The 17,342-nt window shown below is 32.1% G+C and carries 15 protein-coding genes and 1 pseudogene; 10 read left to right on the top strand and 6 right to left on the bottom strand.

Going from position 1 to position 17,342, the window contains the following annotated elements:
* The first annotated feature begins 3 nt into the window (after positions 1-3).
* Together AB8B90_RS06170 and AB8B90_RS06165 are read left to right on the top strand one after the other, a co-directional pair.
* A complete protein-coding gene (locus AB8B90_RS06170) occupies positions 4-1,350 on the top strand; it encodes a dihydroorotase (protein ID WP_405334787.1) in 1,347 nt (448 codons plus the stop codon).
* Positions 1,347-1,811, top strand: coding sequence for a DUF4296 domain-containing protein (locus tag AB8B90_RS06165; RefSeq protein ID WP_405334785.1), 465 nt, complete (start codon positions 1,347-1,349; stop codon positions 1,809-1,811). Before AB8B90_RS06170 ends, AB8B90_RS06165 begins: the two co-directional genes overlap by 4 nt.
* Here AB8B90_RS06165 and AB8B90_RS06160 read toward each other — a convergent pair.
* Positions 1,808-2,830: an NAD-dependent epimerase/dehydratase family protein gene (locus AB8B90_RS06160; RefSeq protein WP_405334783.1), complete on the bottom strand. Its 1,023-nt coding sequence runs from the start codon at positions 2,828-2,830 to the stop codon at positions 1,808-1,810. The genes AB8B90_RS06165 and AB8B90_RS06160 overlap by 4 nt on opposite strands.
* 70 nt (positions 2,831-2,900) lie before the next feature.
* On the opposite strand from AB8B90_RS06160, the gene tyrS reads away from it, so the two are divergent.
* Positions 2,901-4,196, top strand: a complete 1,296-nt coding sequence (tyrS, locus tag AB8B90_RS06155) for a tyrosine--tRNA ligase (RefSeq protein WP_405334781.1) — start codon at positions 2,901-2,903, stop codon at positions 4,194-4,196.
* Positions 4,197-4,349: 153 nt separating this feature from the next.
* On the opposite strand, the gene AB8B90_RS06150 is transcribed toward tyrS, so the two are convergent.
* The 3 genes from AB8B90_RS06150 to AB8B90_RS06140 all read right to left on the bottom strand — a co-directional run bounded on the left by AB8B90_RS06150 (position 4,350) and on the right by AB8B90_RS06140 (position 7,935).
* Positions 4,350-5,330 carry an acyl transferase gene (locus AB8B90_RS06150; protein WP_405334779.1) on the bottom strand — a complete coding sequence of 327 codons (981 nt, stop codon included), beginning with the start codon at positions 5,328-5,330 and terminating at the stop codon, positions 4,350-4,352.
* Between the two features lie 76 nt (positions 5,331-5,406).
* Positions 5,407-7,488, bottom strand: a complete 2,082-nt coding sequence (locus tag AB8B90_RS06145; protein ID WP_405334778.1) for a T9SS type A sorting domain-containing protein — start codon at positions 7,486-7,488, stop codon at positions 5,407-5,409.
* Positions 7,489-7,608: 120 nt separating this feature from the next.
* Entirely contained in the window at positions 7,609-7,935 is a 327-nt protein-coding gene (locus AB8B90_RS06140; RefSeq protein ID WP_405334776.1) for a T9SS type A sorting domain-containing protein, read from the bottom strand.
* Between the two features lie 223 nt (positions 7,936-8,158).
* Between AB8B90_RS06140 and AB8B90_RS06135 the strand changes: the two genes are divergently transcribed.
* Positions 8,159-8,842, top strand: coding sequence for a response regulator (locus AB8B90_RS06135; RefSeq protein ID WP_405334774.1), 684 nt, complete (start codon positions 8,159-8,161; stop codon positions 8,840-8,842).
* Complete coding sequence (locus AB8B90_RS06130; RefSeq protein ID WP_405334772.1) at positions 8,842-9,885, top strand: sensor histidine kinase; 1,044 nt, start codon at positions 8,842-8,844, stop codon at positions 9,883-9,885. Before AB8B90_RS06135 ends, AB8B90_RS06130 begins: the two co-directional genes overlap by 1 nt.
* On the opposite strand, the gene AB8B90_RS06125 is transcribed toward AB8B90_RS06130, so the two are convergent.
* Entirely contained in the window at positions 9,859-10,926 is a 1,068-nt protein-coding gene (locus AB8B90_RS06125; protein ID WP_405334770.1) for a glycosyltransferase, read from the bottom strand. The two genes, AB8B90_RS06130 and AB8B90_RS06125, sit on opposite strands and share 27 nt — an antisense overlap.
* 97 nt (positions 10,927-11,023) lie before the next feature.
* On the opposite strand from AB8B90_RS06125, the pseudogene trmB reads away from it, so the two are divergent.
* The 3 genes and pseudogenes from trmB to AB8B90_RS06110 all read left to right on the top strand — a co-directional run bounded on the left by trmB (position 11,024) and on the right by AB8B90_RS06110 (position 12,662).
* Positions 11,024-11,698 (top strand): annotated as a pseudogene (gene trmB / locus AB8B90_RS06120) (tRNA (guanosine(46)-N7)-methyltransferase TrmB).
* A gap of 3 nt (positions 11,699-11,701) precedes the next feature.
* Positions 11,702-12,331, top strand: coding sequence for a LysE family transporter (locus tag AB8B90_RS06115; RefSeq protein WP_405334768.1), 630 nt, complete (start codon positions 11,702-11,704; stop codon positions 12,329-12,331).
* A gap of 1 nt (position 12,332) precedes the next feature.
* Positions 12,333-12,662 (top strand): MGMT family protein, encoded by a 330-nt coding sequence (locus AB8B90_RS06110; protein ID WP_405334766.1) that lies wholly within the window; start codon positions 12,333-12,335, stop codon positions 12,660-12,662.
* 4 nt (positions 12,663-12,666) lie between these two features.
* On the opposite strand, the gene AB8B90_RS06105 is transcribed toward AB8B90_RS06110, so the two are convergent.
* Entirely contained in the window at positions 12,667-15,513 is a 2,847-nt protein-coding gene (locus AB8B90_RS06105) for a leucine-rich repeat domain-containing protein (RefSeq protein ID WP_405334765.1), read from the bottom strand.
* 261 nt (positions 15,514-15,774) lie between these two features.
* On the opposite strand from AB8B90_RS06105, the gene AB8B90_RS06100 reads away from it, so the two are divergent.
* Positions 15,775-16,911: a P-loop NTPase gene (locus AB8B90_RS06100; RefSeq protein ID WP_405334763.1), complete on the top strand. Its 1,137-nt coding sequence runs from the start codon at positions 15,775-15,777 to the stop codon at positions 16,909-16,911.
* A gap of 2 nt (positions 16,912-16,913) precedes the next feature.
* The gene (locus tag AB8B90_RS06095) at positions 16,914-17,156 is read left to right on the top strand and encodes a NifU family protein (RefSeq protein WP_405334761.1); all 243 of its coding nucleotides are present in this window, start codon (positions 16,914-16,916) and stop codon (positions 17,154-17,156) included.
* The last annotated feature ends 186 nt before the right edge of the window (positions 17,157-17,342 follow it).

Below are 17,342 nucleotides of genomic sequence, written 5' to 3'. Positions count from 1 at the left end.
TCTATGAAAACAAAAACAACATTAATTAAAAACGCCAAAATTGTTAATGAAGGACAAATCGTTGAAGGTGATATTTTAATTGAAAATGACATTATAAAAGAGGTTTCTAGTTCTATTAGTGCAAAATCTGCTGATGTTATTGTTATAGATGTAGAAGGAAATTATGTATTTCCGGGAGCAATTGATGATCAAGTTCATTTTAGAGAACCAGGTTTAACGCACAAAGCAACAATAGAAACAGAATCTAGAGCAGCTATTGCTGGTGGTATTACTTCGTTTGTTGAAATGCCTAATACTAATCCACAAACAACAACTGTTGAAGAATTAGAGAAAAAATTTGATACAGCTTCAAAAACATCGTATGCCAATTATTCTTTTATGTTCGGTGGCACAAATGATAATTTGGATGAGATATTAAAAGTAGATCCAAAATCTGTTGCTGGATTAAAATTATTTTTAGGATCATCAACAGGGAACATGTTGGTTGATGACCCAAAAGTTTTAGAGAAAATCTTTAGTAGTACTGATATGGTCATTTCTGTACATTGCGAAGATGAAGCAACGATAAGAAAGAATCTTCAGGAGCACATAAATCAATATGGAGACGACATACCAATTAGTAAACATCCAATTATTAGAAGTGAGGAAGCTTGTTATTTGTCTTCTTCAAAAGCAATAGAATTGGCAAAAAAAACAGGAGCAAGATTGCATGTGTTTCATCTTTCAACTGGAAAAGAAACCCATCTATTTTCAAATAAAATTCCTTTAAAAGACAAAAAAATTACTGCCGAAGTTTGTATTCATCATTTGTGGTTTAGTGATGAAGATTATGATAAAAAAGGAACCTTTATAAAATGGAATCCAGCTGTTAAAACAGCAAAGGATAGAGATCAACTTTGGAAAGCCCTTTTAGATGATAGAATTGATGTTATTGCAACAGATCATGCACCACATACTATTGAAGAAAAAAGTAATGTATATACTAAAGCACCTTCTGGCGGACCATTAGTACAACATGCATTTGTTGCCATGATAGAAATGTATCACAAAGGCAAAATATCTTTAGAAAAGATTGCTGAAAAAATGTGCCATAACCCAGCTATTCTTTTTAATGTTGAAAAACGAGGTTATATAAAACCCGGTTACTTTGCAGATTTAGTGGTAATTGATCTTAACAGCCCTTGGTCTGTCACAAAAGATAACATTTTGTATAAGTGTGGTTGGTCACCTTTTGAAGCTACAACTTTTAAATCTAGAATTACACATACGTTCGTAAATGGAGCTTTAGCATACAATAATTTTAAAGTTCTTGATGTTAAAGCAGGTAAACGATTAACTTTTGATAGATGATAAAGCGTAACTGTCTTTTAATACTTGTTTTGGTGTTATATGTCGCTTGTAACAAAGTTGATAAACCAAAGAAACCCGATAATCTTATTGCCAAAGATAAGATGATCAATATTCTTTTTGATGTGTTTGTTTTTAATGCAGCAAAGGTTACAGACAAGAAAACATTAGAGAAGAATAATGTAACTCCTGCTGTTTTTATTTATGAAAAATATGACATAGATAGCCTTCAATTTGTTAATAGTAATGAGTTTTATGCCTACAATTTAAAGGATTATGAAGAAATGATTCTGAAAGTTGAAGATAAAATTAAAGCGAAAAAAGAAAACTATCAAAAGGAAATAAATCAGGAAGAAGAGCGCCGAAAAAAACGATTAGATTCTATTAAAAAAATTGGAGACACGCTCAAAATTAACAAGCCTTTGAAGGCTCTTAAAGAGCCTAAACTACTAAAAAAGGATTAATTGTTTTTTAAATCATTCAAGTAAAATTTTGAAACGTTTTCAATAGAATCATCAATACTCTTAAACTTAAATTGTAAAGCATTTTTAACTTTTGAATTATCATATACAGTTTTACTTCTGACTGTTTTTGCCATTTGTTTTGAAAGTTTTCTTCGTTTACCAAAAAGTTTGTTTGTTAACCAATCTAGACGCCAACCTAGTTCTAAAAGAAAAGCGCTAGCTTCTTTTTTTGCTGGTTTTACAACTAACGTTTTAGCTACCTTTTTCTGAAAATCATTAAACGCTAAATTTTCAGAGATTATAATAAAACGTTCATTTTTAATGTCACTTTGCATGAGTTTTACCATACTATTACAGACATCCCAAACATCAACATAAGCTGACGATCCAGAAGTGTAATATTTTAAACCTTTATGAATAATACGAAACAAGTTTCCGCTACTTCCACCTTTCCAGTAACCTGGCCCTAAAATTATTCCAGGATTTACTATAACAGCAGGAACACCTTCTTGTGTGCCTCGCCAAACTTCCATTTCTGCTCCATATTTTGTGATGGCATAAACACTATTGTCTTCTTCAGGATTCCATTCAGTTTCTTCTGTGATAAATTGATTTGGATTAGATTCATGGCCAATCGCAGCAATAGAACTAACATAACACAGTTTCTTAATATGATGTGAAATACAAAGATTAACAATGTTGGCTGTGCCTTCAATGTTAATGTTTCTAAGTTGATAATATTTATTAGGCTCAAAACTTACAAAAGCTGCACAGTGATAAACATATTCAATATCTTTAAAGGCTATTTCTAAAGCAGGAACATCATTTATGTCAGCTTTTATCCATTCTATTTTATCGTAAAGCACCTTATGGTCTTTGTTATAATAAGAAAAGACATGTTTAACACGATCAAGCGTATGTGATCGTCTATAAATGGCTCTTACTTGTTTGTTTTCACTAACAAGTTTATGAAGTAAATGTGAACCGACTAATCCTGTGCCTCCTGTGACTAAAATCATTTTGTAAAATTAGTCTTTTTTCTTTTGAGGTATACATCTATCTTTGCGCAATATTAATGATACATTTATTATGATAAAGAATTTTGTTGAAGAGTTACAATGGCGAGGAATGATACATGATACAATGCCTGGAGCAGAAGATCATTTGATGGAAACTATGCGATCTGCATATGTGGGTTTTGATCCAACAGCAGACTCATTGCACATAGGTAATCTTGTACCAATAATGTTGTTGGCTCATTATCAGCGTTGTGGTCATAAGCCTTTTGCTTTGGTAGGAGGTGCAACAGGCATGATTGGCGATCCTTCAGGGAAATCTAGCGAACGTAATTTATTAGACGAAAAGACATTACGTCATAATCAAGAAGCTATCAAAAAGCAATTGGCTCATTTTTTAGATTTTGAAAGTGATGTGCCTAATTCAGCTGAGTTAGTGAATAACTATGATTGGATGAAAGAATTTTCATTTCTAGAATTTATTCGAGATGTTGGAAAACATATCACTGTTAACTACATGATGGCCAAAGATTCTGTGAAGAATCGAATTTCATCGGAATCTACTGATGGAATGTCATTTACAGAATTCACCTATCAACTCGTTCAAGGTTATGATTTCTTGCACTTGTACAGAGAAAATAACTGTAGTATTCAAATGGGAGGAAGTGATCAATGGGGAAATATTACCACAGGAACCGAATTAATACGACGAATTGCTCAAGGAAAAGGTTATGCGATTACTTGTCCGTTAATTACTAAAAGCGATGGTTCTAAATTTGGTAAATCTGAAGGCGGAAATGTATGGTTAGATGCCAATAGAACGTCTCCATATAAATTTTACCAATATTGGCTAAATTCAAGTGATGAAGATGCTGAAAAATACATTAAGATTTTTACCTTTTTAACAGAAAAAGAAATTAATACTATTTTAAAAGAGCATCAAGAAGATCCAGGTTTTAGAATGTTACAAAAGAGATTAGCTGAAGAAATTACCACAATGGTTCATTCTAAGGAGGATTTTGAAAATGCTGTTAAAGCATCTAAAATTTTATTCAGTAAAACGTTTAAGGATGATATTGTAACTCTAGATGAGAAGACATTTTTTGATGTATTTGAAGGTGTAAAGCAAGCTGAAATTTCTAAATCAGATTTTGATGATGGTATAGATATGATTGGCGCACTATCTGCTTTAACGAATTTTTTAAATTCTAATGGTGATGCACGCAGAGCTTTAAAAGAAAACGCAATTGCAGTAAATAAGGTTAAGGTTAAAGAAGATTATAAATTATCTGAAGAAGATTTGTTAAACGGAAAATATATAATTCTGAGTAGAGGAAAGAAAACAAACTTTATTCTAAAAGTAATATAAAGAAAAACGCCTCATCAAGTGATGAGGCGTTTGACATTACCAACCAACTGAAGCTAATCTTTCTTTTTCATAGAACTCTAAACTATTCTAAAATCATAGCTTCGCAACTTTAGTCGTAGCTAAATTTAGAGCCTTACAAATAATTTTATGGTTTTACAATACCATTAAATTGCATCCTCTAATATCACTTGAATCAAAACGACCAATAATTTCAAAAGAACCATTTTTATTAACACGTCCTAAATCTTGTGTTGCAATAAATGAACATGAATTGATATTTGCTAAATCAATAACATTTATACCACCTGTTTTTTGATGGTGTTGAAATGAGAGTGCATCTTCAGGATCGCGTGTTAATATTCGCATCCAGTTCGGACATTCGAAAATACCATTTCCTTTAGAATACGCTTGACTTAATAATTCTGTCATTCCATATTCGCTATGAATATTTTTAACACCAAACCCTGTTTTTAAAATATAATGTAGTTCTTCTCTAACTAATTCTTTTCGACGGCCTTTCATGCCTCCAGTTTCCATTACGATAGTATGCTTGAGTTGAAATTGATGTGTTTCAACTAAATCTAATAAAGCAAACGAAATACCAATAAGTAATACCTTCTGTCCTTTTGAATCTAATGAGATGAGTTGTTCTTTTAGTTCAGAAGTATGATCTAAATAAAATCCGCTTTCAGAATGTTTAGATTTAGATATCAAATCATTCACCATATACACTAAAGAAGACCCTTTTCGTTCTAAATAGCTAGGCAGTAAGGCAAGAATAACATAATCTTCAATATCTCCATAGAATTGTTGAAATCCCTTTCTGAAGCTTTCCTCATATACATGCAAATCTGTTATGTGATGCTTGCTAGTAATACTTCCTGTTGTTCCACTGCTTGTGAATATAGTTTCTATGTTAGAATTGGAACTTAAGATCTCATGACTTTTAAAGAATTGAACAGGTAAAAACGGAATGTCTTCAATACGCTTTATGTCACTAGGATGTTTGTATAGTAAATCGCAAAAAGAACGGTACACAGGATTGTTGTCAAACTGAAATTTAAAAACATCCAATGCCATAGTATTGAATGTTTCTTCTGAAGAAATTGAAAAGATATCCTGAATGTTTATCATCACTACAAAAGTAGTTAAAAAGAAAAAGCGTTACCAATTTAGGTAACGCTTTTAGTATAAGTTAAAACATTAATAATTACTCAATAATTAACTTTTTAGTAATTGAATTATTGTTTTGAGAAATCTTCATGATGTAAATACCAGAATTTAATCCTGACACGTTTAATTGATTGTTAGTTAAAGCAGTATTGATAACTTCTTTTCCTAAAACGTCATAAACAGCAACAAAAGTTTTAGCATTGTTAGCACTTTGAATGTTTACAAACCCTAATGATGTTGGATTAGGATAAACTTTAAAGGCGCTAGTGTTGAATTCATCTGTAGATAATGTAGTAGGTGTAACATCAGCCCAAGAAGTACCTATGCGCAATTCATCGAAAAGGGTGAACGCTGTTTCATTAGCAGAATCTTGTCTTAATGCAAACTGATTAAAGCTAGTTACAATATCTCCAGCTTCAGCAGATGTAGCACTAGCAGCAGGAGCAGAACCTCCAAAACTACTATCATTAGGATTAACCCAAGCACTAATTGAACCACTAGTTAAATCATAGCTCATAACTACAAGCACAGTAGCACCAGTTGTTAATACAGTTGAATCTAATTCTCCACCAGTTGGAGCAGTGTTAATGTTTGAAATTCCTATTTGGTACTCTCCAGCATTAGCTCCAGGTACAGTCCATAATCTTGCATCAAAACCACCTAATATAGCAAAATAACCAGGTGTATCAACAGAAGCATTATCAGTAATATTTATTAAGAAAGAGGCATATATAGCTCCACTTGTTACTGGAGTAAATTCAATTGCAGAATCACTTCCAGCACCATCAAATGTAATATGGTTTCCTGTTTGAGAGCTAGATGCTAGATTAGGATATGTTAATCCATTAGGACCACCAATTAAGATTTCATCAGAACTATCTGATATATTTGCCCAGTTAGGAGTATTTCTTAGTTCCGAAGCAACAGTATAATCAAATCCTTCATAAAGAGGTAAAGGTAAAGTTGGATCACAATCGGGACTGTTAATGTTTCTTGTGAAATCACAACTACTATTTGAAGGGTTTCCAGTAAAAATAACTGTAAAATCTGTTCCTTCAGTTACACCAGTAATTGTAATTGTTCCATCAGCAACACTTGTTGGGTCATCTCCACCTACAGTTCCTATACCACCAGTATCGATAGTGTAAGTTGTGGTTCCTCCACCTGTATATTCTATTGTTACGTTATAAGTATCGTCTGTAGCAGAAGTAATTGCATCACATGTTTCAGTAATGGTTCCAACTTGAAGGTCACAAGGGAATTCAACTGTAAAGTTAACCGTTTCAGAATCTAAAACACTACCGTTAATTAATTCAGCTGTTACAACTACAGTATCACCATCAACTAATGAATCTAATTGATAAGGACTAGTTGCGTTAGGTACCACAACTGGAGTACCTCCATTTATAATTGCAGTTATTGTAACAGAAGCACCTGGTGCATTTGCCGTAGTAAATTCGATATCTACAGTATTAGTACCAGAATCAAAAGCTTGTCCGTCATTAGGAGACGTAATATTCACATCTGGATTCGTATTAACCATTGGAGAGTAAGTTCCTATAGGAAATGAAACATTAGCATCGGCATTTGTCATACCACCTTCTAATGAATCAACACCACCAAAAGTCCAATTTGCAAGTGCAAAAGTTGTTCCATCAGGTCCAGAACCATCAACTCTATAAGCCCATCCATCAAGATAGTCCCATGGTTCACCGCTTCCATCAGTATTGATGTCACCAAAGACATCTACAACAGTTCCATTTTGGAATAATTCTACAGCATCATCTCCATTAATAGCCATAGAGCCATCAGTATAATTTGGTGCAAAACCAAAAAACGCAGTAAAGTTAGGAGCTTCAGTTGATACGTATATGAAATCTCCAGATGTAGCTGAATCAGCTGGGAATGTAAATTCCTCACCATCAGTCCCTTGTCCGTTATTCGCGCTACCTAAAGCATAAATGCTTAAATCAGTAATGTCGTTAACTACATATAGCTCCACACCTTTAGGAGTACCTCCTGATAAAGGACCATCATATGTTCCTGTTATGATTAAATCTTGTCCAAATGACAAAGAAGTAACTAATATAGTTACCAATAAAAAGTAAAGTTTTTTCATAATTATTGTAATTAGATTGATAATAAAAATTGCGCAACAAATATAACAAGAATTAAGGGGTTTCACTAATATTTAATTAGATAAACCACTATTTTACAATATAATAATATTGATGTCTAATTACCTTACAACCAATTTTCTAGTTGCAAATAATTCCTTTTCTTTTATTTTAAGAATATAGATTCCTGAAGATAATTTTGATATATCGAGTACTTGACTTTCTGAAGAAGTAGAAATAATACGATTGCCCAAAACATCATAAATCTCGATGGTCTTGAGAAGGTTAAACTTTGTTGTAATGTATATTTTACCATTTTCTACAGGGTTCGGGAAGACATGTAACCCTTCAATAGTGTTTAATTCAGTTTTATCTGGATATGAAACTTTTGCAGGACTAAATTGAACTAAACTAAATACTAATAAAATAAACATGTAATTTCTCATCATATTATTGTTTTACAGGTGTTTAACTTAAAATAGATACCCAAATTTCATACCACGTTCTATTAAAATATGTTAAACTCTATTTTAAATAGATAAAACTATAAGTATTAACTCAAAGTTATATTAATGTTATTTATAGACATGTGGTTTTAAGATTTTGTTATTAATTCTATCTTTACATTAGTATTAGAGCCAGTAAATTAATTTTTGGTCTATAAACTTAAGTATGAAGAAAAAGGATATTAAAATTTTATTAGTTGATGATGAACCAGATATTTTAGAAATAGTTGGTTATAATTTATCTGCAGAAGGATATCAAGTTATTACAGCCGAAAATGGACTTAAAGCTGTTAATGTTGCAAAAAAAGAAAAACCTAAATTGATAATTTTAGATGTTATGATGCCGGAAATGGACGGTATTGAAGCATGTGAGCAAATTAGAAAAATTCCAGAATTAAGTAATACAATCATTACATTTTTAACTGCTAGAGGCGAAGATTATTCACAAATGGCTGGATTTGATGCTGGAGCAGATGACTATATAACCAAACCTATTAAACCTAAAGTACTAGTTAGTAAAGTTAAAGCACTCTTAAGACGATTAAAAGAAGAGGATCCCTCTGAAAGTATCCTTAAAATAGGAAACTTAATCATTAATAGAGAGGAGTATAAAATATCACTTAATGGCAAAGAAATCATATTGCCTCGAAAAGAATTCGAATTATTATCTTTGTTAGCAACAAAACCAGGAAAAGTCTTTAAACGCGAAGAAATTTTAGATAAAGTTTGGGGCAATGAAGTCGTTGTTGGCGGACGAACAATTGATGTTCATATTAGAAAACTTCGTGAGAAAATTGGAGATAATAGCTTTAAAACTGTAAAAGGTGTTGGTTATAAGTTTGTAGATTAATGCAAAATAAAATAAAAAAAACGTACAGATTTGCTTTTAAAACGTCGTTGTATGTTACTCTTTTTTTAACGCTCTTATCGAGTGTTTTTTTTTATTTATTGCATTCAATTGATTTTTTATACCTCTTTTCTTTTGCAATATTTACCTATATAATCGCTTTTATTGTCATTCAATATAGAGTAGAACGATTTATCTATAGACGAGTTAAAAGGATTTATGATGATTTAACACTTCTTGAATCTACCACATTACGAAAACAACCAATTACTACAGATATGGCGACACTTACTCAAGAAATTGATAAGTATGCACGTGATAAAAAAATGGAAATAGAAACCTTAAAAGTTCGAGAAGAGTATCGAAAAGAATTTTTAGGTAATGTTTCTCATGAACTAAAAACACCATTGTTTACTGTCCAAGGTTATTTACTTACACTCCTAGATGGCGCAATTCATGATGAAAATGTAAATCAAAAATATTTAACTCGTGCCAATAAGGGTTTAGAACGCCTTATTTACATTGTTAAAGATTTAGATATGATTACCAAATTAGAAGTTGGTGATTTAAGACTAAATATTGAAACGTTTGATGTTGTTGAATTGGTGAAAAATGTTTTTGATTTGCTCGAAATGAAAGCATCCAAAAAGAAAATAACTTTGACTTTTGATTTGGATTATAATGAACCTGTTATGGTTGCAGCTGATAAAGAACGTATTCAGCAAGTGCTAACAAATCTAGTCGTTAATTCAATTAAATATGGAAGAGAAAAAGGGACTACAGAAGTTAGTATTGAAAACTTAATAAAAAGTAAAGTTATTGTTCGAATTACTGATAACGGTGAAGGTATTTCTAATGAAAATCTACCACGACTTTTTGAACGATTCTTTAGAGTTGATAAAAGTGGCTCTCGTAAAGAAGGTGGTTCAGGTTTAGGCCTTTCTATCGTTAAACATATTATTGAAGCTCATGATGAAAAAATTTATGTAGAAAGTGATTTAGGTGTTGGAAGTGAGTTTTCATTTACTCTGGAAAAGGCTGAATAACTTTTTGTAGTTTGTAAAATCATCTGTTGATTTCAATCCCTTATAATTATCAATTGTTTCTAACATTTCAATAGTAAAATCTTTCTGATTGCAACTTGCAACTAACCCAAGTTCAGTTAATCGTTTAGCAAGATATTTTTGTTCATATTGTCCTGGTGTTGGAATGAAGAATGCTTTTTTTTCAAGTTTTGCTAAGTCCATAATTGTGGTATATCCTGATCTTGATAACACAGCTTTACTTTCGTTCATAGCTTTCTCTAAGGTTTTGCTTGTCATAAAATTATAAATGGTCATGTGTCCATTTACAAATACTTTTGATTCATCATCAATAATACCTTTAACAAACAATACATCCCCTTTATAATTTTTCAGTTTCTTTAATAGTGAATTTTGTAATAGTGTTCGTTGAGGTTCTGGTCCAGAAAGTAAAACCATAAGATCATACTTGTTTTTAATATTTGTTTTTTTTAATCGACTTAACGGACCAATGTATTTGATAGGAATATCAATCATATTAACATGACCTAGATCTCCGCTTAAATTTTCTTCTCCGCAATTATCTGGAATCCAACATTCATCAAATTGTTTAATTATTTTTTGATGCATTTTACTGCTCAACCAAGTAGTGTTTCCACTCAATACTTTTAGTTGATGAGTCATAAAAACAGAAGGGATACTTTTGCTAAAAACACCAAGCCTATTATCTGAAATGATGCCGTCAATGCCATAATCTATAATAATAGATTTAGTATGCTTACTCTCAGCCTTTATTGTCTGAATTAGTTTAGGGGAGTTCTTAAGCAGCTTCAATTTAAAGAATTGTGCTTTTTTTGGATAAACGATATTGTAAGAAGGTAATTCAATAGCTTTCAATTGAGGGAATTCTTTTTCTAATAATTTTAAAGCGATACCGTCACTTGCTATTACTGGCTCAAATTCGTTTTCTAGTAATGCGTGTATCAACGGAATACATCTAGTAGCATGACCTAAGCCCCAATTTAAAGGGGCAACTAGAATTCTCTTTTTAGTTTGGTTTTGCATGTGCTGAACTCGATTTGGTATTGTAAATAAAAGGATACCTAAAAACAAAGATAATACTAATATGTTTCCTTAATTTTGCCCAAACATTTAATACATCGTGGGAAGTAAGAATAAATTAAAACGCTTTAGAGAAAATGAAACCTTTGCTAATGTCGTGCAACCATCACGAGATGAGTTGGTACATAGTGATTTTCAATTAAAAGGGAATTGGAGAGATACTTTTTTCAAAAATTCTAACCCTCTAGTTTTAGAATTAGGCTGTGGTAAAGGCGAATATTAAGTGGCATTGGCTAAAAAATATCCAAATAAGAATTTTGTTGGTATAGATATTAAAGGGGCTAGATTTTGGAGAGGTGCAAAAACTGCAATTGAAGAAGAGATTCCAAATGTTGGATTTTTAAGAACACAAATCGAATTGGTTGATTTTGCTTTTGCTGAAAATGAAGTGGATGAGATATGGATTACTTTTCCAGATCCTCAAATTAAGTATAAGCGTACAAAACATAGAATGACAAATTCACGGTTTTTACAACGTTATAAAACTATTTTGAAGGCAGATGGAATTGTTAATTTAAAAACAGATAGTGAGTTTATGCATGGTTACACACTTGGTTTACTTCATGGTGAAGGTCATGATGTGCTTTATGCTAACCACAATGTATATAAACAGGAGGGAAGTCCAGAAGATGTGACGAACATTCAAACCTATTATGAGTCACAATATTTAGAGCATAACAAACCAATTACGTATATTAGGTTTAAAATAAAATAGATTTTGAATATATCTGTCATTTTTTTTCTGGGATTAATTATTGCACTTATTGGTGTTATTCCTCCTGGACTGTTGAATATGACAGCTGCTAAAATTAGTCTGAAAGAGGGTCATAATAGAGGCATTGTGTTCTCAATAGGTGTGTGTTTTATTGTCTTCTTACAAACTTATATTGCAGCAATGTTTGCTCGCTATTTAAGTAATCATCCTCATACTGTTGAAATACTCAGGCAAGTTGCACTTGTTATCTTTATATTGATTACAATCTATTTTTTGTTTTTAGCTAAATCCTCGCCTAAGCCAGATATTGATTCTCACACTAAAAGTAAGCAAAGTCGTTTTTTTCAAGGGATATTTTTGTCTGCAATTAATGTGTTGCCAATTCCTTACCAAGCTTATATGACTATTTCAATTGCTGGATTTGGTTGGTTTGCTTTTGATCCTATGAGTATTTTAACCTATTGCTCTGGAGCTGCTTCAGGAACATTAGTGATGTTGTATGTTTATATTTTCTTTTTTGACAAGATAAAGAGTAAAAAGCTTACGTCTCAAAAAAGTATGAATAAGAGTATTGGAGTTATTACTGGTATAGTTGCTTTAGTTACATTGATAAATATTTTAATGGATTTCTAATATGAAACCAGAAACACTTAATTTCTTTGAGAAGGTTTATGTGGTCGCTAAACAAGTTCCTTATGGAAGAGTCACTAGCTATGGAGCCATTGCTAATTATTTAGGCGCAAAACGAAGTGCAAGAATGGTTGGTTATGCAATGAATGGATCTCACGGAAAAGATATACCAGCTCATCGAGTTGTGAACCGAAAAGGTTTGTTAACAGGGAAGCATCATTTTGATGGAACCAATTTGATGCAACAACTTCTAGAAAGTGAAGGCATTAAAGTTGTCGATAATCAAATCCAAGATTTAGCTTCTATATTTTGGGATCCCTCTAAGGAGTTATAATAAACTACTCTTTAATAATTTTCCTAATAGTTTCACTAGTTTCCGTTTTAATCTTCACAAAATAAGTACCTGCAGAAAGTGTTTCAGTTGAGATGTCTAGATTCATTTTTAAGCCAATAACAGCAATCTCTTTAATCTGTCTTCCAGAGATATCATAAATGCTAATGTGTTTGATGGCTTGTTTGGATTCTAAATGTAACATATTACTTGTCGGATTCGGATATAATACAATACCAGAATTCGCCAAAGCAAACTCATCTGTACTTAAAGTAGCGACAGTAGTTTGTGCGATATTAGTAATAATAGGGAAATTAAAATCGAAATAGATTTCAGCTTCATTTTCAAAAGTGTCATTTAAGACTAAAGTATCGAGTGTTTTAATTTTAAACACCACATAACCATCATTATTGGCATCATCAAAAGGTAAGTTGATATTTTCAAAAATGAATTCCACATAATAATCTGAGGCATCGTCTTTAATTCTCGCCACAAAATCATGACTTGCATCTAAAGCCACAAGCGAGGATAAATCATATTTGGTTCTATCAATATTGTCTTTTACAACCACATTAATGGCATTTGCTGTACCTGTGTTTTCAAAACGAATTCTATAGTGTACAAACTCACCAACCTGTTCAGGAGAAATAACATCACCTTCTAAACATGTTTTATTATTTGGATCAAAAGAATTAACAACCGTTTGATTAAGGTTAAATGTATTATCATCAGGTGTTTCATCAGTTTCAGAAGAATTAACAGAAGCATCAAAAACCAATACATCGTCACCATTAACAGGAGGTGTTTCCATAGGAGAATTAATATTCATAGTTAAATAAATCTCACGAGATTCAAAAGGTGTTAAATCTGTAAAATTCCAACTAAGCATGTTTGCAGATTGGGAATCTTCTGTTGGTGACGCAGAAACCAAATCCATTAAATCATCTTGAAAAGTCAAGTCTACACTTCCAGATAAGGTCGTCGTTCCTTTGTTTTTATAGATGAGCTTATAATTAGTATCAAAACCAGGACGAGCTTCATCAAGAGGAATTAAAGTGATTTCCAAATCATTATATGAACCATTTGGAGTGATGCAGAAATCTTGCATAAACGGACTAGCATCTGTTGGGAAATCAATTGTAATGCTTGATGGTGAAGCCGTATAATAGTCTGGGTTTTCAAAAGTAGGTGTAATAGTATGTGAACCAGAGCTTATATATAGTTCAAACTCACCTTGTGAATTAGCATAAAACGTATCATAAAAATCATTGCTTGAAATGTTGAAATTTTGATTAACAGCGAAAGCATCTGAAATATCACAGCCATTATTGTCTAAATCTATTAAGGCTTGACCTTGTACAATAAAATATTCGTTATTAGGCTCAAAAGAGCAATAAGATGTTATTGCACATTCGGTATAACCATATTCAGTTAACTTATCCTGAACCCAATCAAAATTATCTTCAATAGTACAAACCACAGATAAATTAGGACTGCCATCAAAAAACACATCCCAAGGAGCGCAAAAGACATCAATATCACCAAAATTTATAGTCGTAAACTCATTATTATCACAATAAAAATTACACAAATCAAAATTTTGACTTACGTCTATACTCGTTAATAAATTATTTTCTAAAAAGATGGTATTTAAATTTGTGCAATTACTGAAATCTATAGAAGTAAAAAGATTATTAGACATATATAATTCTTCTAACATTTGAGAATTACTAAGATCTATAGAAGTCAAAAGGTTATTATCTGCAAATACATCATATAAATTTGGAGCGTTACTAAGATCTAAAGTGTTCATTTCATTGTTTGATGCATAAAGAGAAGAAAGACTTGAACCTAGGCTCAACGAACTAAGTGCATTGCTTTGACAATATAAAGTTCCCAATCCTGTTAAGTTTGAAGTATCTAAAGTAGTTAGGTTGTTTTCAGAACAATCTAAGTTATTAAATTCATTTGATTGAATGGGAAAATCTATACTTGTTAATTGATTATTGGTACAATAGACTTCTACCAAATCAGTTATAGAAGTCAGGTCTAAGCTTGTCAGCGAATTATTATTACAATAGATGTTTTCAAGCGACATACTGCCCAAATTTAACGCGGTCAATTGATTGTCGCTGCACCTTAAGTTATATAAACTTGTCATCGCAGATAGGTCCAAAGATGTTAATTGATTATTGTCACATGTCAAACCAAGTAATGTCTCATCATTAACAATTAAGGATGTTAGTTGATTATCAGAACAATCAACTACTTGTAGGCTTATTAAGTTTGGAATAGTAAGGCTAGTTAATAAGTTGTTTTGGCAGTCTAAATCCCAAAGACTAGTAAATCCAGTAACATCTAAATTTGTTAATTGATTATTACCACATTCCAACCATCGCATATTTATCGAGTCACTGATGTTTAAATTGGTTAATTGATTACCGTTGCAATTTAAATCATCAAGATTAAGCATTCCACTTAAATCTAAAGAAGTAAGAAAATTATTATTGCACTTCAAATAACTCAAGTTGGTTGAATTACTCAAGTCTAAATTGGATATTAGGTTACTTGAGCAGCTAAGACCCTCCAGATTAATGAAAGACTCGATACCAGACAACGACGATATTGATTCATTATCAACATTAATGTAAGTTATTTGCAAAGCTTCATTTACATCAATCTCACCATCATCATTGGTGTCAACATCAGAATTAACAGAACCAGTAACTCCAGTACTACAACAATTTGTATTCACCAAAGCATTCTTGAAATTCGCATCAGGTATATCTATAATCTGTGCGCTTAGGTTATAAGAGAAGAAAAGGGTAGCGAGTAAAATGTAGTAGTTTTTCATAAGGTTGATTGTCAGATTAATAAAGATAGTAATTTTTCTATAATACATGAATATATAGTAATTCACTTCTGCTATAACTCATTTCAATTGAAAGGGTTTCAAATTCTAAACAATTCACAGTATCTTTGCATTTAGAATGATTCTACGTAGAATCGTGATTTGAAAAAGACTATGAAACGAGCATATTAAAATTGTTCTTATTCAAGAATATGGTTGATAGCGAACAGCATGTAATCGTAAAAAAACAATAGATTAAAACACATGAAATTAAATAAACAAGATATACTTAAAGCTCTCGAAACAATTACAGTGCCTGGTGAAGGACAAAATATGATCGAGAGTGGAGCAGTAACTAATGTCGTTACTTTTGCTGATGAAGTAATCGTTGATATCACCATAAAGAATCCAAGTTTACAAGCTAAAAAGAAAACTGAAGTAGATATTCTCAAAACTATACATGATAAGGTTTACGAAAAGGCAAAGATTACTGTGAATGTAAAAGTTGATGCGCCAACAAAATCTGCTCCTAATGTCATTAAAGGAAAATCAATTCCAGGAATTCAAAATATTATTGCAGTTGCTTCGGGTAAAGGAGGTGTAGGTAAATCTACAGTCACAGCAAACTTAGCTGTTACCTTAGCAAAAATGGGCTTTAAAGTAGGTGTGTTAGATGCTGATATTTACGGACCATCAATGCCTATTATGTTTGATGTAGAATTAGAACGACCTTTAGCTGTTAATGTTGACGGTAAATCTAAAATGCGTCCAGTAGAAAACTATGGCGTAAAAATGTTATCGATAGGCTTTTTTACTAAACCAGATCAAGCAGTAGTTTGGAGAGGACCTATGGCTGCAACAGCACTTACTCAAATGATTTTTGATGCGGCTTGGGGCGAATTAGATTTCTTGTTAATTGATTTGCCTCCAGGAACAGGAGATATTCATTTGAGTATCATGCAATCACTTCCAATTACAGGAGCAGTTGTCGTGAGTACTCCACAAAATGTAGCTCTAGCTGATGCTAAAAAAGGTGTCGCTATGTTTCAACAAGATAGTATCAATGTGCCAGTGTTAGGTATTATCGAAAATATGGCTTACTTTACTCCAGAAGAACTTCCTGATAACAAATATTATATCTTCGGAAAGCAAGGGGCGAAAAATCTTGCTGAAGATTTAGATGTAAGGTTTTTAGGTGAGTTACCTTTAGTTCAAAGCATCAGAGAAGCAGGAGACATTGGTCGTCCAGCAGCTCTGCAAACAGCTACGAGTCTTGAGCAGGCTTTCGAAAAATTAACGCAAAATGTCGTTGAAGAAGTAGTGAGAAGAAATGATGATTTGCCACCAACAGAAGCGATTAAAATAACCACTATGGCTGGATGTTCAGCAGTAAAGAAATAATTATGAGTACAGAAGAACTTAAACTCAATGTCGAAAAAGCATTAGAAGAAATTCGTCCGTTTTTACAAAGTGATGGAGGTGATATTTCGTTGTTGTCTATAGAAAATGATAATCTTGTAAAAGTACAATTGCAAGGTGCTTGTGTTGGTTGTAGTGTTAACCAAATGACTTTGAAATCTGGTGTTGAAATGACCATTAAAAAGTATGCGCCTCAAATAGAAAAAGTTATTAATATAGAAGTGTAGTTGGGCGTGACCACAAGGGTCAGGCTTTCGGTAGTCGCTTTTTTTTTGTCATTCTGAGCTCGTCGAAGAATCTCAAAAAAAGCAAAAAGAGCTCCGACAAAACCTCAATCCTTCACGCAAACTGATAAATATCATTAAAATTAATAGTTTAAAACAGGAACTTTGTTACCAAAGTTAAATTAAAAG

Source organism: Psychroserpens sp., assembly GCF_045105015.1.
GTDB lineage: Bacteria > Bacteroidota > Bacteroidia > Flavobacteriales > Flavobacteriaceae > Psychroserpens.
Note: the sequence above shows the minus strand (reverse complement) of the source record. Positions and strands in the feature narration are given on the sequence as shown.